General features: G+C 29.5%; 19 protein-coding genes. 9 read left to right on the forward strand and 10 right to left on the reverse strand.

The features are described 5' to 3' along the window. Positions 1 to 131 precede the first annotated feature (131 nt). From IEW75_RS15115 to IEW75_RS15135, 5 genes are all read right to left on the reverse strand, one after another. Positions 132 to 542 (reverse strand): hypothetical protein, encoded by a 411-nt coding sequence (locus IEW75_RS15115; protein WP_134249327.1) that lies wholly within the window; start codon positions 540 to 542, stop codon positions 132 to 134. Positions 543 to 707: 165 nt separating this feature from the next. After that, positions 708 to 2,501 carry an acyl-CoA dehydrogenase FadE gene (locus tag IEW75_RS15120; protein WP_134249329.1) on the reverse strand — a complete coding sequence of 598 codons (1,794 nt, stop codon included), beginning with the start codon at positions 2,499 to 2,501 and terminating at the stop codon, positions 708 to 710. Positions 2,502 to 2,515: 14 nt separating this feature from the next. Continuing rightward, the gene (locus IEW75_RS15125) at positions 2,516 to 3,700 is read right to left on the reverse strand and encodes an acetyl-CoA C-acyltransferase (RefSeq protein ID WP_134249330.1); all 1,185 of its coding nucleotides are present in this window, start codon (positions 3,698 to 3,700) and stop codon (positions 2,516 to 2,518) included. 4 nt (positions 3,701 to 3,704) lie between these two features. Next, positions 3,705 to 6,104, reverse strand: a complete 2,400-nt coding sequence (locus IEW75_RS15130) for a 3-hydroxyacyl-CoA dehydrogenase/enoyl-CoA hydratase family protein (protein ID WP_134249331.1) — start codon at positions 6,102 to 6,104, stop codon at positions 3,705 to 3,707. 12 nt (positions 6,105 to 6,116) lie between these two features. Further along, on the reverse strand, positions 6,117 to 6,569 hold the full coding sequence (locus IEW75_RS15135; protein WP_134249334.1) for a MarR family winged helix-turn-helix transcriptional regulator: 453 nt from the start codon (positions 6,567 to 6,569) through the stop codon (positions 6,117 to 6,119). Positions 6,570 to 6,697: 128 nt separating this feature from the next. Between IEW75_RS15135 and IEW75_RS15140 the strand changes: the two genes are divergently transcribed. The 8 genes from IEW75_RS15140 to IEW75_RS15175 all read left to right on the forward strand — a co-directional run bounded on the left by IEW75_RS15140 (position 6,698) and on the right by IEW75_RS15175 (position 13,177). Then, a complete protein-coding gene (locus IEW75_RS15140; protein WP_134249335.1) occupies positions 6,698 to 7,387 on the forward strand; it encodes a hypothetical protein in 690 nt (229 codons plus the stop codon). Positions 7,388 to 7,463: 76 nt separating this feature from the next. Next, positions 7,464 to 8,393, forward strand: a complete 930-nt coding sequence (locus tag IEW75_RS15145; RefSeq protein WP_134249337.1) for an ABC transporter ATP-binding protein — start codon at positions 7,464 to 7,466, stop codon at positions 8,391 to 8,393. Then, complete coding sequence (locus tag IEW75_RS15150) at positions 8,386 to 9,699, forward strand: ABC transporter permease (RefSeq protein WP_134249339.1); 1,314 nt, start codon at positions 8,386 to 8,388, stop codon at positions 9,697 to 9,699. The genes IEW75_RS15145 and IEW75_RS15150 overlap by 8 nt, the downstream gene beginning before the upstream one ends. A gap of 29 nt (positions 9,700 to 9,728) precedes the next feature. After that, positions 9,729 to 10,559 (forward strand): mechanosensitive ion channel family protein, encoded by an 831-nt coding sequence (locus IEW75_RS15155; protein WP_134249340.1) that lies wholly within the window; start codon positions 9,729 to 9,731, stop codon positions 10,557 to 10,559. Between the two features lie 102 nt (positions 10,560 to 10,661). After that, complete coding sequence (locus IEW75_RS15160) at positions 10,662 to 11,825, forward strand: sigma-54-dependent transcriptional regulator (RefSeq protein ID WP_134249342.1); 1,164 nt, start codon at positions 10,662 to 10,664, stop codon at positions 11,823 to 11,825. Positions 11,826 to 11,970: 145 nt separating this feature from the next. Next, positions 11,971 to 12,612 (forward strand): peroxiredoxin, encoded by a 642-nt coding sequence (locus tag IEW75_RS15165; protein ID WP_134249344.1) that lies wholly within the window; start codon positions 11,971 to 11,973, stop codon positions 12,610 to 12,612. A gap of 12 nt (positions 12,613 to 12,624) precedes the next feature. Then, the gene (locus tag IEW75_RS15170) at positions 12,625 to 12,939 is read left to right on the forward strand and encodes a thioredoxin family protein (RefSeq protein ID WP_134249346.1); all 315 of its coding nucleotides are present in this window, start codon (positions 12,625 to 12,627) and stop codon (positions 12,937 to 12,939) included. Further along, positions 12,920 to 13,177, forward strand: a complete 258-nt coding sequence (locus IEW75_RS15175) for a DUF6952 family protein (protein ID WP_134249348.1) — start codon at positions 12,920 to 12,922, stop codon at positions 13,175 to 13,177. The genes IEW75_RS15170 and IEW75_RS15175 overlap by 20 nt, the downstream gene beginning before the upstream one ends. Positions 13,178 to 13,252: 75 nt before the next feature. Here the strand turns inward: IEW75_RS15175 and IEW75_RS15180 are convergent, their stop codons facing one another. The 5 genes from IEW75_RS15180 to IEW75_RS15200 form a co-directional block, all read right to left on the reverse strand. Beyond that, a complete protein-coding gene (locus tag IEW75_RS15180) occupies positions 13,253 to 15,169 on the reverse strand; it encodes a DUF294 nucleotidyltransferase-like domain-containing protein (RefSeq protein WP_134249350.1) in 1,917 nt (638 codons plus the stop codon). A gap of 64 nt (positions 15,170 to 15,233) precedes the next feature. Beyond that, positions 15,234 to 15,899 carry a 3'-5' exonuclease gene (locus tag IEW75_RS15185; RefSeq protein WP_134249352.1) on the reverse strand — a complete coding sequence of 222 codons (666 nt, stop codon included), beginning with the start codon at positions 15,897 to 15,899 and terminating at the stop codon, positions 15,234 to 15,236. A 2-nt stretch (positions 15,900 to 15,901) separates the two neighbouring features. Next, a complete protein-coding gene (locus tag IEW75_RS15190; protein ID WP_134249353.1) occupies positions 15,902 to 17,818 on the reverse strand; it encodes a DUF294 nucleotidyltransferase-like domain-containing protein in 1,917 nt (638 codons plus the stop codon). Between the two features lie 15 nt (positions 17,819 to 17,833). Next, entirely contained in the window at positions 17,834 to 18,376 is a 543-nt protein-coding gene (locus IEW75_RS15195; RefSeq protein WP_134249356.1) for an NUDIX hydrolase, read from the reverse strand. A gap of 50 nt (positions 18,377 to 18,426) precedes the next feature. Continuing rightward, complete coding sequence (locus IEW75_RS15200; protein ID WP_134249358.1) at positions 18,427 to 19,515, reverse strand: M42 family metallopeptidase; 1,089 nt, start codon at positions 19,513 to 19,515, stop codon at positions 18,427 to 18,429. A 93-nt stretch (positions 19,516 to 19,608) separates the two neighbouring features. On the opposite strand from IEW75_RS15200, the gene IEW75_RS15205 reads away from it, so the two are divergent. Continuing rightward, a complete protein-coding gene (locus tag IEW75_RS15205) occupies positions 19,609 to 20,355 on the forward strand; it encodes a DUF4294 domain-containing protein (RefSeq protein ID WP_229714475.1) in 747 nt (248 codons plus the stop codon). The last annotated feature ends 259 nt before the right edge of the window (positions 20,356 to 20,614 follow it).

Raw genomic sequence — 20,614 nt, forward strand, 5'->3', positions numbered from 1 at the left:
ATAATATTAAATGAGAATTTTTTTAGCACGCTCGTTTCTTAAAATTAATTTAAATTGTTGGTTAAAAATATACTATTTAAATTAATAATTACTAGAACTATTCCAAATGCTTATTTTTTTTAAAAGAAAAATTAATTATAAAAATAATCTTTTACCCAGGCAACTATTTGATTTTCGGTAAGTAAATCCGTATTATGAACACCTAACAGTTTTCCTGAAAATTGCATATTATTTCTAATTTCCTTTTCTAAAATTTTTTTCATTTTAGCTGGTCCAAATATTACAAGAGCATCGCAATTTTCAATTTCTTTAAATAATTCTTTAATAAAATGATTTACTTGCTCATTTTTTTTATTTAACCTATTCTTTTCATAGGTAATGTACTGCCCTCCAAATCTTCCAAATTTTTTAGATTCGCCGGGAACGCGAACTCTAGTTTCAATTTTTGAATCAATTTTTTTAATGAAATGTTCACCATTTTTAGATAGCCTTATTACAATAGCTTGTTTTGTGTCTATCCAAATTCCAATGTTTTTTTTCATAATCTACGTTTTTAAGTGATTAAACAATTGGGTTAGAAGTGGTTGTTGAATTCTATAATAAAGTTACAAAATAATTAAATTCTTTACTATAAAATTGCATAAAAAAAGCTACAACTTTTTGTTGTAGCCTTTAAACGTAATTAAATTGATTGAATTAGCGTTGTTTTAGAAACAATATTTGTTTTCTGCAATAACCTTTGCAGCTATTGTTTTTCTTAGAGCTATTGGGTTTGGATTGTTTACATATTTTGTAAAACGTTTTAATCCCATAAGTATCATACGTTGTTCGTCTCCTTCAGAAAAGTAAAGGATTGCTTCTTTTCCCATACTTGCAGCTTTTTCAACAGCGTTAAATAAGTTAAGTTTTGCCATTGCAATTTGACATTCAGCAGCTTCTTCCGAAGTTAATTTGGCAATTTTTTCAGCTTTTAAAATTGCAGATTCAGCCATATAAACTTCTATCATAACTTCTGCAGCAGCTAAAATTAATTGTTGATGACTTTCTAGCTCCATGCCATACGTTTGAACAGCTTTTCCAGCAACCATTAAAAATGCATTTTTCAATTTTGCAATCATTGCTTTTTCTTCAGATAATAATTCTGAAAAATCTGGAACATCAAATGAAGGGATTCCCATAAGGCTATTTCCTACTTCTGTAGCTGGAGTTATTACATCAATTTCACCTTTCATTGCTTTTTTTAGTAACATTCCAACGGTTAAAAGTCTATTTATTTCGTTGGTTCCTTCATAAATTCTTGTAATTCTGGCATCTCTCCAGGCACTTTCCATTGGCGTATCTTTTGAGAATCCCATACCACCAAATATTTGGATACCTTCATCTGAAACAGATTGAGAAACCTCTGATGCATATACTTTAATAATAGCACATTCAATTGCATATTCTTGAAAAGCAGCCAATTCAGCATCTTGATGCGATTTTCCCGAAGCCAAACCATCATCAATCATATTCTGAATATCTTTTGCAGCTCTATAACAAGCAGCATCAATGGTAAATGTTTTGGCACTCATTTCGGCATATTTTTTCTGAATAGCACCAAAATTAGAAATAGCAGTTTTAAATTGTTTACGCTCGTTTCCGTATTTAACAGATTCTGTAATTATTCTTCTACTAGCATCTAAACAGGCAGCTCCTAATTTAATTCTACCAACATTTAAAGAGTTTAAAGCTATTTTAAAACCTTTTCCTCTTTCAGAAAGCATATTTTCTATAGGAACTAATGTATCACTAAAGAACACTTGTCGTGTAGAAGATGAAGTAATTCCTAATTTATGTTCTTCTTCGCCCAAAGTAACACCATTTGGATTTTCTTTATCAAATTCCAAGATAAAAGCTGTGATGTTTTTATCATCTTCAATACGAGCAAAAACAATAAATATTTCAGCAAAACCTGCGTTTGAAATCCACATTTTTTGTCCGTTAATTTTGTAATGTTTTCCATCTGCAGTTAATTCGGCTGTAGTTTTTCCAGAGTTTGCATCACTACCAGCACCTGGTTCTGTTAAACAATATGCTCCAAATTTTTCTCCTGAAGTTAATAAGGGTAAATACTTATTTTTTTGAGCTTCAGTTCCATATAAGAAAATTGGCATAGTTCCTATACCAGTATGTGCCCCAAACGCGGTTCCTAAAGATCCTGTTGCAGACGAAATATAATCTGTTACCAACATTGTTGAAACAAAACCCATTCCTATTCCTCCATATTGTTCAGGAATTGATACACCTAAAAAACCCATTTCTCCAGCTTTACGCATTACTTCCTCAGTAAGTGCATAATCTTTATTTTCGAAACGTTCTTTATGAGGCCAAACTTCACGGTCTATAAATTCGATAACCGCTTCTTTCATCATTTTTTGTTCTTCATTAAATTCTTCTGATATAAAAATATCTTCCGATTTAATTTCTTTTATTAGGAATTCTCCTCCTTTAATTGTTGCCATTCTTTAGATAGATTTTATTTTAATAATTCATAAACACCAGCAGCACCTTGTCCTGTACCAACACACATAGTTACAACACCATATTTGTTTTTACGTCTGCGCATTTCATTAAATAATTGTACAGAAAGTTTTGCTCCGGTACAACCAAGTGGGTGCCCTAATGCAATGGCACCACCATTTACATTTACAATATCTTGATTAATGTTTAACTCTCGCATTACTGCTAATGATTGTGATGCGAAAGCCTCATTTAACTCAATTAAATCTATATCATTTAAAGTTAAATTAGCTTGTTTTAATGCTTTAGGAATAGCTTTTACAGGACCAATTCCCATTATTCTAGGCTCTACACCAACCGCTGCAAATGAAACCATACGAGCAATTGGTTCAATATTTAGTTCTTTCACCATTTCTTCACTCATTACCAATAAAAAGGCAGCACCATCACTCATTTGAGAAGAGTTTCCAGCAGTTACACTTCCGCCTTGAGCAAATACAGGTCGAAGTTTTGATAGCGCTTCAATTGAAGTTCCTTTTCTAGGTCCTTCATCAGCAGAAACTGTATAATTTTTAGTTTGCTTTTTACCGTTTTCATCTAAGAAAATGTTTTCAACAGTAATTGGGACAAGATCATCATTAAAAGTTCCGTTAGCTTGCGCTTCTAATGCTTTCATATGTGATTTAAAAGCAAATTCATCTTGATCTTCTCTAGAAACTTTGAATTGTTGTGCAACCGCTTCGGCAGTCAATCCCATTCCCCAATAATAGTCTTCATGACCTTCTTTGGCCGATTTATAATTTGGAACAGGTCGGTAACCACCCATTGGAATGTAGCTCATACTTTCCACACCACCTGCAATAATACAATCTGCCATTCCAGACTGGATTTTTGCTACGGCAATACTTACAGTTTCTAATCCTGATGCACAATACCTGTTTACTGTCATACCTGGAACATCTTCAATTTTTAATCCCATTAAAGAAATTAAACGTCCCATATTTAAACCTTGTTCGGCTTCAGGCATTGCGTTTCCAACAATTACATCGTCAATTCTTTTTTTGTCTAATTGTGGAATATCTTTTAATAAATGTTCTATAGTTTCTGCAGCCAATTCATCAGGTCTTTTAAACCTAAAAACTCCCCGTGGCGCTTTACCAACTGCTGTTCTATATCCTTGTACTATATATGCTGTTTTCATTTTTTTAGTTTCTTAATGGTTTTCCTGTTTTTAACATATGCTCAATACGTTCTAATGTTTTACGTTCTGTCATTAAACTCATAAAGGCTTCACGCTCAAGATCTAGCAGGTATTGTTCAGAAACATATGTTGATTCTGATAAATCTCCACCAGCCATTACATATCCTAATTTATTGGCAATTTTTTTATCGTGTTCAGAAGCATAATGTCCTTTTTCTAAACTATCAGTTCCAACTAAAAACATACCTAGTGCCTGTTGTCCGTAAATCAATACTTCTTTTGGAACAGGCTGTGTATAACCATCTTGAAGCATTTGGATAGCATGACGTTTTGCTGTTGCAATTTGTCTGTCTTTGTTAACAACTACAATGTCTTTATGTTTCTTTAAGAAACCTAAATCATATGCTTCATGCGCAGATGTTGCTACTTTTGCCATAGCTACATTTATAAAGTAATCACGTAATTTATTTAATTTTACGTCATCTTTTAAAACACCTTCTGAAGCTCTTAATGCCATTTCTTTTGAACCTGCACCACCAGGAATAATTCCTACCCCGAATTCAACCAAACCAATATAAGTTTCTGCAGCAGCTATTACTCTATCTGCGTGCATACTTAATTCACAGCCACCACCAAAAGTGTATCCGTGAGGAGTAATTAGTGTTGGACAAGATGAATAACGAAGTCTCATTACTGTATCTTGGAAATATTTAACAGAGAAATTTAATTCGTCGTATTCTTGTTCAATAGCCATCATAAATACCATAGCTAGATTGGCACCCACCGTAAAGTTAGCAGCCTGATTTCCTAATATAACGGCATCGTATTCGGTTTCTGCTAAATCTATACCTTTATTAATTGCTTGTAAAACTTCACCTCCCAACGTATTCATTTTGGATTGAAACTCTATGTTTAAAACGCCGTCTCCTAAATGTTGAATAGAAGCTCCTGAATTTGACCAGATAGTTTTTGCTTCTCTAATATTATCAAGAATTATAAAACTATCTTGTCCTGGAATTTTTTCTTGTTTTTTTGAAGGAATATCATAATAATACTTGGCTCCATCGCAAACTGTGTAGAATGATTTATGTCCACCAGCAACCATTTCAGTTACCCAAGAAGCAACAGGAATATTTTCTGCTTGCATTAGTTCAATTCCTTTTTCAACACCAATGGCATCCCAAATTTGAAAGGGACCGTGTTCCCATCCAAAACCTGCTTTCATTGCATCGTCTAAACGGTACAATTCATCTGAAATTTCAGGAATTCTATTTTGAACATAACCAAACATTGCGGCAAAATTCTTTCTGTAAAACTCACCAGCTTTATCTTTTCCTTTTACTAAAACTTTAAAACGATCAATTATTTTATCTATAGATTTTGTGAGTTCTAAAGTTGCAAATTTAGCTTTTTTACTCGGTCTATATTCTAAAGTATCTAAATCTAAAGCTTGAATAGATTTTTTACCACCTTCAACAACTTTTTTATAAAAGCCTTGACCAGTTTTGCTTCCGAACCATTTGTTTTCCATCATTTTATCAATAAACTCTGGAAGTTTAAATAGTTCGTGCGCTTCATCATCAGGACAATTCTGATAAATACCATTAGCCACGTGAACTAATGTGTCTAAACCAACTACATCAACTGTTCTAAAAGTTGCAGATTTAGGTCGCCCAATAACTGGTCCTGTTAATTTATCAACTTCTTCAACGGTTAAACCCAATTCTTTTACTTGATGAAATAAACTCATTATTCCAAAAATACCAACTCTATTTCCTATAAATGCAGGTGTGTCTTTTGCTAAAACCGAGGTTTTTCCTAAGAATTTTTCACCATACATCATTAAAAAGTCAGTAACATCCTGAGAACAATTTGGTCCAGGAACAACTTCAAACAATTTTAAATAACGTGGTGGGTTAAAAAAGTGTGTTACAGCAAAATGTTTTTGAAAATCATCACTTCTACCTTCATTCATTTGTTGAATAGGAATCCCAGAAGTATTTGAAGTAATTAATGTACCAGCTTTACGATATTTTTCAATTTTTTCAAAAACAGATTTTTTAATATCTAAACGCTCAACAACAACTTCTAATACCCAATCTACATCTTTAATTCTATGTAAATCATCATCTAAATTTCCTATAGAAATTCTATTAGCAAATTTTTGATTGTAAATAGGAGAGGGCTTCGATTTTAAGGAAGCTTTTAAACTATCATTTACCAATCGGTTTCTAACAGCTTTGTTTTCAAGTGTTAATCCTTTTGCTTTTTCTACATCGTTTAATTCACGAGGAACAATATCGAGCAACAAAACTTCAACACCAATGTTTGCAAAATGACAAGCAATTCCAGACCCCATAATACCGGAGCCAATAACTGCTACTTTTCTAATTGGTCTTTTCATTTTTATAATTTTTTATTTAGTATGTAGGTTTCCAAAAATTGCTTTTTTTGCAATTAAATTATTAATGGTTTCAGTAACTTCAAAAAAGCATTTTATTTTATCTTCTGAAATGTTTTCTCGAACTGTTTCGTTAAATTTAATTACATATTGTTTAGAAGTGTTTCTTTTTTCTAAACCAAAATCTGTTAGTTTTATTAGTACACCACGTCCATCCACAGGATTTTTTTCCCTATAAATAGCGCCTTTTTCTTCCATGCTTTTTAAAATACGAGACAAACTAGTTGGTTCCATTCCCATTAATGGACCTAAAGCGGTTGAGGGTGTTCCATTTTCCTTATCAATATTTAATAATACAAATGCCATAGCCATTGTACTATCAAACTTTATAGCTTGCTCATTATACATTTTTGCCACTGCTTGCCAAGTGGCTCTAAGTGCGTGATCTATGGTTAGTTCTTTTTGCATTTCCCAAATATATAAAAAAAATACTATGCACGCATAATAAATTTGATAAAATAGTTTTGAACAAGTATTTGTTTGGTTATTATAAAAAAAATGAATATGTTTAAGCAACTAATCATTAACCCAAAATTATGGCTACAAAAGAACTTATAGGAAAAGTTATTATTCAAGAAAATATTGATACTGTTGATGAAAACAAAATACCAAAAACATTTGTAATTAATGTTCCAGATCCTTACGAATCCTATTATAGTAGGTTTACGGATATTAATAAACCAATTTCTATAATTTTTGTAACAAAAGCTCAAAATTCATTTGAAAAAATATTAAGAGCAACCAAAAGAATTAATGAAAAATATAACTTGCAATTAAATGGTGCAAAATGTGAGGTATCCTTAGATTCTAGGAAATTACATGGTATTAGAATAAAAGGTATAGATAGGTATACTGAAATTGGAACAATACAACAATACTATCAAGATGCTGGTTTTGAATTTGCCAAAAGTGAAAAATTTACCGATACGGATGTCTTAATAAGAATCAATAAATTTTTTAATATAGATGAATTGGAAAAAGGGATTCATCAATCTCAAGATGAAGCAGATGTTTTTTATTTAGAAATTCCAGATTTTATGACTTGGGAAGAATTTAGAACTTATACGTTTGAAATAAAGAATAATGTTTCTGATAAAAATTTCGATATAGCAAAAGGTATTTTTTATAAAAATGGAGGAATTACCGAGATGTTACGTATTGTAAAACCAAAAGCTACAATTGAATTTTTAAAACTTATTCAGCAAAAATATATTGATAAGATTTAATAAAATTATTAAAAGTTTAACCCAACTTTATTAAAATAAAATTACTTTCGTTTCTTAAAATCAATAACAAAAAAGAATGAAACATATTTTAACGGTTGAAAATGTTAGTAAAAATTATGGAAATTTTACTGCATTAAACAACGTTTCTATTTCTGTTCCTAAAGGAAGTGTTTTTGGATTATTAGGTCCAAATGGAGCTGGAAAAACCTCACTTATTAGAATTATTAATCAAATAACTTTGCAAGATAAAGGAAGTATTTATTTAGATGGTGAATTACTTCAACCAGAACACGTGCACCAAATTGGATATTTACCAGAGGAACGAGGCTTGTATAAAAGTATGAAAGTTGGTGATCAAGCTTTGTATTTAGCACAACTAAAAGGATTGTCAAAATCAGATGCTAAAAAGAAATTAAAATATTGGTTTGAAAAGTTTGATATTAATGATTGGTGGGACAAAAAAATACAAGAACTTTCTAAAGGAATGGCCCAAAAAGTACAATTTATTGTAACTGTTTTGCACACTCCAAAATTATTAATTTTTGACGAACCTTTTAGTGGTTTCGATCCTATTAATGCAAACTTAATTAAGGATGAAATTTTAAAACTACGAGACGAAGGAGCAACTATTATTTTTTCAACTCATAGAATGGAATCTGTTGAAGAATTATGTGATTATATAGCTTTAATTGATAAATCTAAGAAAATTTTAGATGGTAAATTAAACGATATTAAAGAAGAATTTAAAACAAATCAATTTGAAGTTGGCTTATCTTGTGAAAATAAAGATTTATTGTTAAATGAAATAAATTCCAATTTCTCAACTACAAAATCAGATAAAATTTCGTTTAACGAAGATGTGCGTTTAATTGTAGATTTAAAAAGTACAGAATCTTCAAAAGATTTAATTAAATTTTTGAATAACAAAGCACAAATCACACATTTCACTGAAATTATTCCAACTGCTAATGATATATTTTTAAAAGCTGTAGCAAACAATGGATAAATTAAAATTAATAATAAAAAGAGAGTTTTTAGCAAAAGTTAAAAACAAATCGTTTATAGTAATGACAATTTTAAGTCCACTTTTAATGGTTGGACTTTTACTATTGATTGTTTTTTTAAATCAAAAAAATAGTGAAGAAGTTAGAACCGTTGCTTTTGTAGATGAATCTAATTTATTAGCTACTGTTCTTGAAGATACGAATGCAACAAAATATATAGATTTAACAGATTTAGGTATAGAAGAGGCAAAAAAACAAACGGAAGGAAATTTTTATGGATTATTGTTCATTAAAAAAAGTGATAGTTTAATAAATCTTTCAAAAGGAATTCAGTTTTACTCGGAAGATACACCAAGTTTAAACCTGCTAGGTAGTTTAGAAAATAAATTAGAAAAAAAGATTAGAAACCTTAAAATAGAACAACTTAATTTTGACTTAGATAAAATAAAAGCTACAGAAACAAGTGTATCAATAGCAACTGAAAATTTTGCAGGTGAAAAATCTTCAAAAATAGGAAGTATTTTAAGAATGATTGCTGGAGGTGGATTTGGGTATTTGATTTTTATGTTTATTATAATTTATGGCACATCGGTAATGCGAAGTGTTATTGAAGAAAAAACAAGTAGAATAATTGAAGTTATAATTTCATCGGTAAAACCATTTCAACTAATGTTAGGTAAAATATTAGGTAATGCTTTTGCAGGTATTTTACAATTTATAATTTGGGCAATTTCAGCAGGATTATTATTAACTATTATAACATATGTTTTTGGAATTGAGACAACAAGTTCTGGAACTGCGATGGGACAAATTAACCCTGAAATGATTGAGCAAATGCATGCATCTTCAGCAAGTGAATTGCAAGTCGCACTGCAGGAAATTAAGAACTTGCCAATTTTAACTATGTTCTTTTCATTTATTATTTATTTTATTGGCGGTTATTTAATTTACAGTTCAATTTATGCAGCAATTGGTGCAGCTGTTGATAGTGAAACAGATACCCAGCAATTTATGATGCCTGTTATGCTACCGTTAATTATTGCTATTTATGTTGGCTTTTCGGTGATAGAGAATCCGCATGGTCCTATTGCTTTGGCTTTTTCATTGTTCCCTTTAACATCACCAATTGTAATGTTAATGCGGATACCATTTGGCGTTCCTTGGTGGCAAATAATAACTTCAATGTTACTTTTAATTGGTACTTTTATATTAATAGTTTGGTTTGCAGCAAAAATTTATAGAGTTGGAATATTAATGTATGGCAAAAAGCCTACTTATAAAGAATTGTATAAATGGTTAAAGTATTAGAAATTTCAATTAAATTTTAAACTCTTTTTATGAATAAATTAATGGAGTTTTTGAATTATGAATTTACTTTTAGTAAAGATATCCACATAACTATTAAGGCAATTTTACTAGTTATTGTTGCTTTACTTTTTACATCATTAATTCTAAAATTATTAAGAAAACTAATTACACAAAAGTTGCCAAATGATGATAAAGTAAAATTTATATCATTGTTTTCGTTTAGTAAGTGGTTTATCTATGTTGTTATTATTTTAATGACATTACATAATATTGGAGTAAATGTAACTGCACTTTTTGCTGCATCCGCAGCATTATTGGTTGGTGTTGGTTTGGCGTTACAAACTTTGTTTCAAGATATTATTTCTGGTGTTTTTATTTTAGTTGATCAGTCAGTTCATGTAGGTGATATTATTGAGTTAGATGGTAAAGTTGGTAGAGTTGAGGAAATTAAGCTAAGAACAACTCGAGCTGTTACGATAGATAATAAGGTGCTAATTATCCCAAACCATTTATACCTTACAAATAGTTTATATAATTGGACCGAAAACGGAACAGAAACAAGAGAACATATACTCGTAGGTGTTGCCTATGGAAGCGATATAGAATTAGTTAAAAAATTATTATTAGAAGCTGCGAGTTCACATCCAGATGTAATTTCGACTCCAAAGCCTAAGGTTTTATTTATTAATTTTGGGGATAGTTCTTTAGATTTTAAATTAATATTCACGTTAAATAATAGTTTTGAGGCTGCATTACCCAAAAGTGATATTCGTTTTAAAATAGATGCACTTTTTAGAGAACACAATATTTCAATTCCATTTCCTCAAAGAGACGTACATTTTTATAAGTCAAAAAAATAAATAGTTTAAAATCGAGATAGTTATTAGCAGATACTAAAGGTTGGCTTACTTTTTGAAGTAAAAATAATTATAATTTCAAAATTCATTAAAATAATAATATAAATGTCGAAAATATTAATAATTGAAGACGAAGCTGCAATTCGCAGAGTATTAAAAAAAATTATTTCAGAAGAAAATGAAGCGTATCAAGTTGAAGAAGCAGAAGATGGTTTATTAGGAATTGAAATGATTTCAAAATCTGATTACGACCTTGTGCTTTGCGATATAAAAATGCCAAAGATGGATGGCGTCGAGGTGTTAGAAAAAGCAAAAAAAATAAAACCAGAAATTCCAATTGTTATGATTTCTGGTCATGGAGATTTAGACACAGCCGTAAATACAATGCGTTTAGGAGCTTTTGATTATATATCAAAACCACCAGATTTAAACCGCTTATTAAATACTGTTAGAAATGCACTCGATAGAAAAGAACTCATTGTTGAAAATAAATTGTTAAAGAAAAAAGTGAGTAAAAAATATGAGATGATTGGTAATAGTAAGGCTATATCTCATATAAAAGATATGATTGAAAAAGTTGCTCCAACAGATGCCCGAGTTTTAATTACAGGGCCAAATGGAACAGGTAAAGAGTTAGTAGCACATTGGCTTCACGAAAAAAGCGATAGAACTAAAGCTCCAATGATAGAGGTAAACTGTGCTGCAATTCCTTCAGAATTAATAGAGAGCGAATTATTTGGACATGTAAAAGGTTCGTTTACTGGAGCAAATAAAGACAGAGCAGGTAAATTTGAGGCTGCAAATGGTGGAACAATATTTTTAGATGAAATTGGGGATATGAGTTTGTCTGCTCAAGCAAAAGTTTTAAGAGCATTGCAAGAAAACAAAATATCTAGAGTTGGAAGTGATAAGGATATAAAAGTAAATGTTAGAGTTATTGCTGCAACTAATAAAAATTTAACACAAGAAATTTCAGAAGGAAAATTTAGAGAAGACTTATACCACAGATTGGCAGTTATTTTAATTGAAGTTCCTTCATTAAATGAAAGAAGAGATGATATTCCTTTACTTATTAACTTTTTTGCAGAGCAAGTTGCAAATGAGCAAGGTACAGCTATCAAATCTTTTTCAGAAAAAGCGGTAAAGTTATTACAAGAATATAACTGGACTGGAAATATTAGAGAACTTAGAAATGTTGTAGAACGACTTATTATTTTAGGTGAAAAAGAAGTGTCAGAAAATGATATTAAGCTTTTCGCTAGTAAATAGTCTATCCTTATGATATAGGTTGATGGTTATAAATAAATCTTATGCTAATATAAATAATTAGCATAAGATTTTTATTTTTTTTCTCTATTTTGACAGTATATTTGTGGTGTTAAAAAAGAATATTAATAATTAAAATAATAAAAAAATGGCAACAGCTGTAGGTAAGAAATTTCCAGATTTAAATGTAGATGCAATGAACGATATGGGCGATACATTTAAAGTAAACGTATTAGAAGAAGCAGTAAACAACAAAAAGAAAGTACTTTTATTTTGGTACCCAAAAGATTTTACATTTGTTTGTCCTACCGAATTACACGCGTTTCAAGCGGCATTAGGAGAATTTGAAAAAAGAAATACTATTGTTATAGGAGCTTCTTGTGATACTCCTGAAGTACACTTTGCTTGGTTAAATACTCCAAAAGATAATGGTGGAATAGAAGGTGTTACATACCCAATTTTAGCGGATAGTAACCGTAATTTATCTAGTATTTTAGGTATTTTAGATATTACAAATGAAACTTATGACGAAGCTACTGGGACTGTGCAGGTAGAAGGTGATAATGTATCATATAGAGCTACTTACTTAATTGATGAAGATGGTTTGGTACAACATGAAAGTATTAATAACATGCCTTTAGGAAGAAATGTTAATGAATATTTACGTCTTATTGATGCTTTAACTCACGTACAAGAAAAAGGAGAAGTTTGTCCGGCAAACTGGGAAGAAGGTAAAGATGCAATGGCGCCTAATGCAAAAGGAACTGCTGATTATTTAGCTTCACACTAAAATAAATAAATTATGTTTCAAGAATTAACAGAAGATAATCTAGAGCAAATAGTAGGTGATAATAAAACTGTAGTTGTGCAATATGCAGCAACTTGGTGTGGTAATTGTAGAATTATGAAACCAAAGTTTAAAAAATTGGCTACCGAAAATCCAGATGCTGTTTTTGTAATTGCTGATGCAGAAAAATTTCCAAATACACGTAAATTAGCAACTGTAGATAATTTACCAACCTTTGCAACTTTTAAGGCAGGAGCTTTTGTAAATCAGGTACAAACAAATAAATTTGAAATTTTAAAAGATTTAGTAAATGAAGTTACCAGTAATTAAACACCTCACTAATTTTATCGAAGAAAACGATCAAGATTACGTTGTTGAAACCATAGAAACTTTGGAGGCTTTAACAGAAGTTTCTTCTTTAAAAGATGAAGAGTTAGATGTTATTGGTGAAATTATTTCTAATCTTTATGGGGCTATTGAAGTTGATAAAATGGTGAAAGATGGCATGCCAAAAAAAGAAGCTTTAAACACGTTTATGAAACGTGTTTTGGGTTCTATTGATTCTTAATATAATTTACTACTACTAAAATAATTATAAGAAATCCTGAGTTTTGCTCGGGATTTTTTTGTTTAAATACAGTTTTCACATCATTTGAGCTAAGTTATATCTAATATTCAATAATTCCTGAATATCTTTAATAGGTTTAAAACATCCTTTTAATTTTAACTTTTCAGATTTATTTAAATTATTTAATTCAATAAATCTGCCAGAATCATTATGTTTTATGCCTTGCTCGGTTCTATAGCGTAACAATATTTTAAAAGCATCTATACAAGAAAAGTACAAATCTTTATTTTGAGGTTCTAATTTTGCTAGTTTTTCAAATCGCTCTATAGTATTATTTTTGTTTTTCACATTGTGAGACAATATAAGTAAGCGAGCAGCATCTATTAAAGGCATAAAAGCACGACTTTTTAAATCGAATTGATCTTTATGTGCTCCATCACTTTCTACTAAAAATTGTCTAAAAAATCCAAGTGGAGGAGGGTTCACTAAAGCATTCTTTCCTAAAAAATTTAAAAATATTTCATAAGATTTTATGGATTTAAAAATACTTTTAGACATTTTACGAACTAAATTAGAATCTCCATACACTAAATTATAATCAAAAAAGATGGTACACATCATAATTGATTTTTCAGAAGGTTTTGTAATCCAGTTTTTAAATTGTGATTTCCATTCGGATAACGATAAACACCATTTTGGATTACTAGCCATCATTTTTGATGGGCAATATTCAAATCCAACAGTATGCAACTTGTCTGTTATTTTTTTTGAAAGCTTCAAAAAATAGTCTTTTGTTTTATGGTAATCTTCATTAAAAACATCTTCAAAAACCAGGGCATTATCTTGGTCTGTAATTAATAATTGTTCTTTTCTTCCTTGACTTCCCAAAGCCAGCCAGCCAAACTTTACAGGAGGTTGTATTTCCATTTCATCTAAAGAAAGTTCAATTGCTTTTATGGTAATAGCATCAGTAATTTCAGAAATTATTTTTGAAATAAATGAAATTGGAATGTTTTGTTCTATATAACTGTTAAGTAAAGCGGAGGTTTTTTCTCTAATATATTTTAATGAAGCTACGTTTTTAGCTCTTTTTAATTCTTTAATTAGTACCGAAGGATTATTTCCGTGTAATACCACTATGTCGTGTTCAGATAATATACCAATAAGTTCGGAATCTGGTGTGCCATCTTTGGTAATACATAAATGGGTTATTTTATATTTTATCATTGCAATTTGAGCTTCAGCAATGGTAATTTTGGCGGGAAAAGTAATTACAGGAAATGACATAATTGTACCAACTTTTTCTTCAATAGAAAATAAACCAGTTGCAATTTTTAATCGAAGATCTTTATCGGTAATTATTCCTATAGGTTTTTTATCTTCAACAATTAATATGGAGCCAACTCTATTAGAACTCATAATATTTGCAGCCTCCTTTATTGTTGCACTTGGTACACAAGTTATAGGGTTTTTACTGAATTTGGCTGTTTGAACTTCAGAAAATGTGTTGGTTTTTTCCAAAGAATCTACATTTGCAAATAAGTTTGAGTTTGAGGTAACTGCATAAGGTGTTTTTATATTCGACGAAAAACTTGCAATTAAATATTTATGAGCCTTGGTATTAGTTTTTATAATTTCTTGTAAAATTTCTACAGGTATCGCATATATAATTGATTCTTCATTTGCTTTGGCACTCATTAAATAATGATCGTTTTGTATAATTGGTCGTAAACCAAATAAATCGCCTTCATCGCAAATATCTACTAAAATTTGATCTTCTCCCATTGTTCTATAAAGACCAATAGCACCATCTTTTACAACATAAAAACAATTATGAGGTTGGGCTTCTTGTTTAAAGATAAAGTTGTTTTTTTCTAAATAAGTTACTTTAATATTTGAAGCAATTTCAAATAATTGATCTTTTTCTAAAATATTAAAAGGAGGAAAGTCTTTTAGAAAATCGAAAATACGTTCTGCAATAGTGTTTTTCATAGATAATGGGACTAAGGTAAACACTAAAAATACAAAATAATATTAACTTTTAAAGATGTTTTGTTTAAGATAAATAGTAATTAGTTCTAATTAATTCGGTTAAATTTAAGATGTTGTTTTTTTTGAATTTAGCGGTAAGTTTTAAAAATAAGATAGCGGTTAAAAGAGCATCACCAGAAGCTGTATGCCTATCGTGCATTGTTATATTGTATAAATTACAAAGTTCGTCTAAACTAAATAATTTTTTAAACCTATTCTCCGGCGCAATCTTTTTATGAATATAATTAGTGTCTAGTAGTTTAGATTGTAATGGACCAATTTTTAAACGTTTTAAAGCTTGATTTATCATTGTAATATCAAATTTTGTATGATGCGCAACAATAATTGCATCGTCTAAATATTCAAGAAATTGAATTAAAGCTTCTTCTTCACTAACTTTTACTTCAGTTCCATTTTTTCTGATTCCATGAATTTTAATAGTTTCTTTATTAAAAGTAGTTTGTTTAACATAAACTTCAAAAGAGTCGTTTACTTGAATTTTATTATTTTTCAGTGCTATAGCTCCTATACAAAGTATTCTGTCTTTGTCATAATCAAATCCTGTAGTTTCGGTATCTAAAGCCACAAATCGAATTGCTTCATAATTGTTGTAATTTTTAGAACTTTCTACTTTTTCTATATAATCTTTCCAAAATTTAGGATGTTTTTTTCTTTTAAAAAAATTAATCATGATTATATTATTTGAGTTATTTTAAAACGAAGCTTTAAGGAGTCTTGAATATTTTTAATTGGTTTAAAACAACTTTTTAATTTTAATCTATCTGCTTTACTCAGATTATTAATATCTACATACCTTCCAGTATTGTTATTAGTTAGGCCTTGCAAAGTTCTAAATTGTAATAATATTTTAAATGCATTGGCACAAGATTCAAATAAATCGGCATTTTGAGGTTCTACTTCCATTAATTTTTCAAATCTAGCAATTGAATTATTTATTTGAAGTCCGTGGTAGAGTGAAAATATTCTTGCAGCGTCAGTTAAAGGTCTAATAGCTCTTGATTTAATGTCAAAACTGTCTTTATTTTCTCCATCTAATTCAACTAAAAATTGTTTGAAAAAGCCTAATGGAGCTGGATTGTCTAGAGTTACCTTTCCTAAAAAGCCTAAAAATGATTGATTTTTTTTAATGTGCTTTAAAACACTTTTAGCCATATTATCATATAATTCTTGATTTCCATAAATGAGTTCAAAATCATAAAAGATAATACTTAGTAGAATTTTTTCAGGGATAGGATCTTTTATCCATTCTTTAAATTGTTGTTTCCATTCCTTTAAAGATAAACACCATTTTGGGTTGCTTGCCATTATATTTGCAGGACAATAGTCAAAACCAACAATGTTTAATTTTTCGGTTACTTTAGTTGCCAGCTCTAAAAAGTAACATTTTACATTTTTGTATTCGGATTCGTCAACATTCTCAAAAACTAAGGCATTGTCTTGGTCTGTCATTAACAACTGTTCTTTTCTACCTTGGCTACCAACGGCAAACCAGGTAAAATCTGTAGGAGGTTCTTTGCCAATTTCTTTAATAGAAAGCTGAATTGCTCTTTTTGTAATTGCGGTATTAATTTCTGAAATAACTTTAGTTACAAAATAAATTGGTATTTCTTGTTCAATATAACCCTTAGTTAAATCACCAGCTCTAAATCTAATATATTTTAAGGTTTCTGCATCTTTTGCTTTTTTAATTTCTTTAATAAGTAATAAAGGATTGTTTCCTTGAATTAAATTTAAATCTTGTTCAGCCAAAATACCGACTAATTCTGAATTATTTGTTCCATCTTTTGTAATACATAAATGAGAAACTTTATGTTTTAAAAGTGCAATTTGAGCTTCTGCAACAGCTAATTTTTCTGGAAACGTAAAAACAGGATGTGACATAATTTTTTCGGCAATGTCTGTAATTTTAAAATGTCCAGTTCCAACTTTTGTGCGTATATCTTTGTCTGTAATAATTCCAATAGGTTTTTTATTTTCTGTTATAACAATAGAGTTTATAACATTTTCTGTCATTATTATAGCTGCTTCTTTTATCGTTGTAGTTGCATTACAAGTAATAGGGTTTGGAGTGTATTTAACAGCTTGTGTTTCAGAAAAACTATTTTCCACCTTTTTTATAGCTTGTATATTAGCAAATAGTTTTCCTTTGTGTTTTTCAGAAAAAGGATCTCTTGTATTGGTAGCAAAACTTGCAATTAAAAATTGACTTACTTTCGGATAGTTTAAAATTATATCATTAAAAAGATTAATTGGAATGCCATATAGTATAGTTTCTTCATTAGCTGCAGCACCCATTAAATAATTTTCTTTCATTATAAGTGGTCTTAAGCCAAATAAATCGCCTTCATCACAAATATCTAACACATGTTTTTTGCCTTCAGCAAATCTGTATAATCTAAAAGCACCTTCATAAATTATATAAAAATGTTCATGAGGACTATCGTTTTGACTAAATATTATTTGGTCTTTTTCAAAATAATGAATTTCTACTTTTTTAGCAATTTCTAATAATGTAGGTTTTGGAATTAAATTAAAGGGAGGATATCCTTTTAAAAAATCCAGAATCCTTTCGGCTATGGTATTCTTCATAAGTGTTATTAAAAACTAATGATATTTTTTTATTGTGTTAAAAACAAAATTATAATAACTATTTCCGTGTGGAACAAAATTATTGTTTTTAGAATTTACAGCTTCGATTAAAGCCTGAAGTTCTATGTTTTTTATTTCAGAAACTTCTTCAGTTTGAATTTTTAAGGACTTTATATCAAAATTTATTTTACATATATATATATGGTGTAGTTCATAATCAATAAACTCCTTATTATGTTCAATTCTTTTTTTTGAAGTACCTACATAATTTAGATTATGTTGCTTTAAAGACAATCCTATCTCTTCTTGAATTTCTCTTATAGCTGAAATATTAGGTTTTTCACCTGCTGAAATATGCCCTGCAACAGAAACATCCCATAAGTCTGGAAATGTATCTTTGTTTGAAGCTCTTTTTTGAATAAGAACTTCTTTACTGTTATTAAAAATCCAAATGTGAGCACTGGCATGAAAAAGCCCTTTTTTATGTGCTTCGGACTTTAGGCAAGTTGTTCCAGTTGGCTCACCAGCTTCATTTAATATATCAATATATTCATCCATAATAATAAAGGCTGATTAACATCATAATTTTAAACAGCCTTTATAATAACTTATTTAAAATAACTGAATCCTTTTTTTGGATCAATTTTCAGTAACGATTCGTAAATTAAGCGTATTACATTTTCAACATCATCTTTATGCACCATTTCAACAGTTGTATGCATATAACGCAATGCTAAACTTATTAATGCAGAAGGAACTCCTCCATTACTATAAGCAAACGCATCAGTATCTGTTCCAGTTGCTCTAGAAGAAGCTAATCTTTGAAATGGAATTTTACTTGTTTCGGCAGTTTCAATTATTAATTCTCTTAAATTGTTTTGTACCGCCGGAGCATAACTTATAACAGGCCCGTCACCAGATTTTGTTTCTCCTTCTTTCATTTTATTTATCATTGGTGTAGTAGTGTCGTGACATACATCAGTAACAATTGCAACATTAGGTTTAATTGTATGTGTAATCATTTCTGCACCTCTTAATCCAATTTCTTCTTGAACAGAATTGGTTATGTACAATCCAAAAGGTAATTCAATATTGTTTTCCTTAAGTAAACGTGCTACTTCAGCAATCATGAATCCCCCCATTCTATTATCCAAAGCTCTACAAACAAAGTTATTTTTATTTAAAATAAAAAACTCATCCGGATAGGTAATAACACATCCAACATGAACGCCTAATTTTTCAACCTCTTCTTTAGTTTTACAACCTACATCAATAAAAATATTGTCTAATTTTGGAGTTTCTTCTTTTCCAGCTACACGAGTGTGGATTGCTGGCCATCCAAAAACACCTTTTACAATACCTTTTTTAGTATGAATGTTTACAATCTTTGATGGTGCAATTTGATGATCACTTCCTCCATTTCTTATTACATAAATCAATCCTTCAGGTGTAATATAATTTACATACCACGAAATTTCATCTGCATGACCTTCAATAACAACTTTAAATTTAGCATCCGGATTTATTACACCAACAGCAGTTCCATAGTTATCAGTAATAAATGTATCTACATATGGTTTTAAATAATCCATCCAAATTTTCTGACCTTTACTCTCATATCCAGTAGGAGATGCATTATTTAAATACTTTTCTAAAAAAGTAATAGATTTTTTGTTTAAAATATTTTTACGCATAATTAATTTTTATTTTTAAAGAACGAAGATACTAAAATGTTATTTATGCAAATAATTATAAGAATCATTTTAAGATATAGATACTAAAAAGTAAAAATGAAAGTTGTAATTTTGGAATTATTTTTGATAGTATGGTTTGTAAATATGATAAAGGTGATTAAAAATTTTATTTTCCTATTTTTAGTGTTGGGTAACACTTATCTTTTCGCTCAAGAACAAAAGTTTGAGGATTCTATTCCTTTAACTGAACAATATATTATTTTTGAAGGTGATACTTTATTAATAGAATTAGAGGAAGTTTTATTATTAAAGAAGTTAAAATTTAAAACAAATTACGATAGAAGGTATTATTATTGGTTTCGAAAAAAAACATTAAAAGCATACCCTTATGCAAAATTAGCTTCCGAACGCTTAGAAGTTTTGAATGAAAGAGTTGATAATATTAAATCCAAAAGAAAGAAAAGAATCTACACAAAGCGAATTCAAAAGTACTTAGAAGGAGAATTTACAGATCAATTAAAAAAATTAACCCGTACGGAAGGAAGAATTTTAATAAAATTAATCCACAGGCAAACGGGTAATACAGCTTTTAATTTAGTTAAAGATTTAAGAAGCGGATGGAAAGCATTTTGGTACAATTCAACGGCAAACCTTTTTAAGTTATCTTTAAAAGAAGAATATGACCCAATTAATATTGAAGAAGATTACCTCATAGAAGACATTTTACAAAGAGCTTTTGTAGATGGTACATTAATACAGCAACCTTCAAAACTTGATTTTAATTATATTGAATTGAGTTCGAAAGATGTCATTTTACCAAAACCTCCCGGAAAAAAGAATTAAATTCTTGAAATTTTTAATTGGTTCAATCAAAAAAACATGTTATATTAGTAGCCCGCATTTTTTTAATGGTTATTTCCATTATTTTTTTATAGTACTAAAAGGCTTAAAAAGAGTCTACTAAAATTAATCTGAAAAAAATATTAAAAAAACATTAAAAAAGTTTGTTTAGAACCGAGATTGTATGTTACATTTGCATCCGCTAACGGGGTAATTAATTAGTTAGTAACGTTCTTGAATTTATTGCAAAAGAGGCTTAAAA

It is taken from the genome of Lutibacter litoralis (assembly GCF_014646675.1).
Lineage (GTDB): Bacteria > Bacteroidota > Bacteroidia > Flavobacteriales > Flavobacteriaceae > Lutibacter > Lutibacter litoralis.

Coding starts and splice junctions, on each gene's coding strand:
- IEW75_RS15130 (WP_134249331.1), bottom strand. CDS start 6,104: ATGAAAAGACCAATTAGAAAAGTAGCAGTTATTGGCTCCGGTATTATG.
- IEW75_RS15150 (WP_134249339.1), top strand. CDS start 8,386: ATGGATAAATTAAAATTAATAATAAAAAGAGAGTTTTTAGCAAAAGTT.
- IEW75_RS15190 (WP_134249353.1), bottom strand. CDS start 17,818: ATGAAGAATACCATAGCCGAAAGGATTCTGGATTTTTTAAAAGGATAT.
- IEW75_RS15135 (WP_134249334.1), bottom strand. CDS start 6,569: ATGCAAAAAGAACTAACCATAGATCACGCACTTAGAGCCACTTGGCAA.
- IEW75_RS15125 (WP_134249330.1), bottom strand. CDS start 3,700: ATGAAAACAGCATATATAGTACAAGGATATAGAACAGCAGTTGGTAAA.
- IEW75_RS15155 (WP_134249340.1), top strand. CDS start 9,729: ATGAATAAATTAATGGAGTTTTTGAATTATGAATTTACTTTTAGTAAA.
- IEW75_RS15175 (WP_134249348.1), top strand. CDS start 12,920: ATGAAGTTACCAGTAATTAAACACCTCACTAATTTTATCGAAGAAAAC.
- IEW75_RS15115 (WP_134249327.1), bottom strand. CDS start 542: ATGAAAAAAAACATTGGAATTTGGATAGACACAAAACAAGCTATTGTA.
- IEW75_RS15170 (WP_134249346.1), top strand. CDS start 12,625: ATGTTTCAAGAATTAACAGAAGATAATCTAGAGCAAATAGTAGGTGAT.
- IEW75_RS15165 (WP_134249344.1), top strand. CDS start 11,971: ATGGCAACAGCTGTAGGTAAGAAATTTCCAGATTTAAATGTAGATGCA.
- IEW75_RS15140 (WP_134249335.1), top strand. CDS start 6,698: ATGGCTACAAAAGAACTTATAGGAAAAGTTATTATTCAAGAAAATATT.
- IEW75_RS15145 (WP_134249337.1), top strand. CDS start 7,464: ATGAAACATATTTTAACGGTTGAAAATGTTAGTAAAAATTATGGAAAT.
- IEW75_RS15185 (WP_134249352.1), bottom strand. CDS start 15,899: ATGATTAATTTTTTTAAAAGAAAAAAACATCCTAAATTTTGGAAAGAT.
- IEW75_RS15160 (WP_134249342.1), top strand. CDS start 10,662: ATGTCGAAAATATTAATAATTGAAGACGAAGCTGCAATTCGCAGAGTA.
- IEW75_RS15120 (WP_134249329.1), bottom strand. CDS start 2,501: ATGGCAACAATTAAAGGAGGAGAATTCCTAATAAAAGAAATTAAATCG.
- IEW75_RS15180 (WP_134249350.1), bottom strand. CDS start 15,169: ATGAAAAACACTATTGCAGAACGTATTTTCGATTTTCTAAAAGACTTT.
- IEW75_RS15205 (WP_229714475.1), top strand. CDS start 19,609: ATGAAAGTTGTAATTTTGGAATTATTTTTGATAGTATGGTTTGTAAAT.
- IEW75_RS15195 (WP_134249356.1), bottom strand. CDS start 18,376: ATGGATGAATATATTGATATATTAAATGAAGCTGGTGAGCCAACTGGA.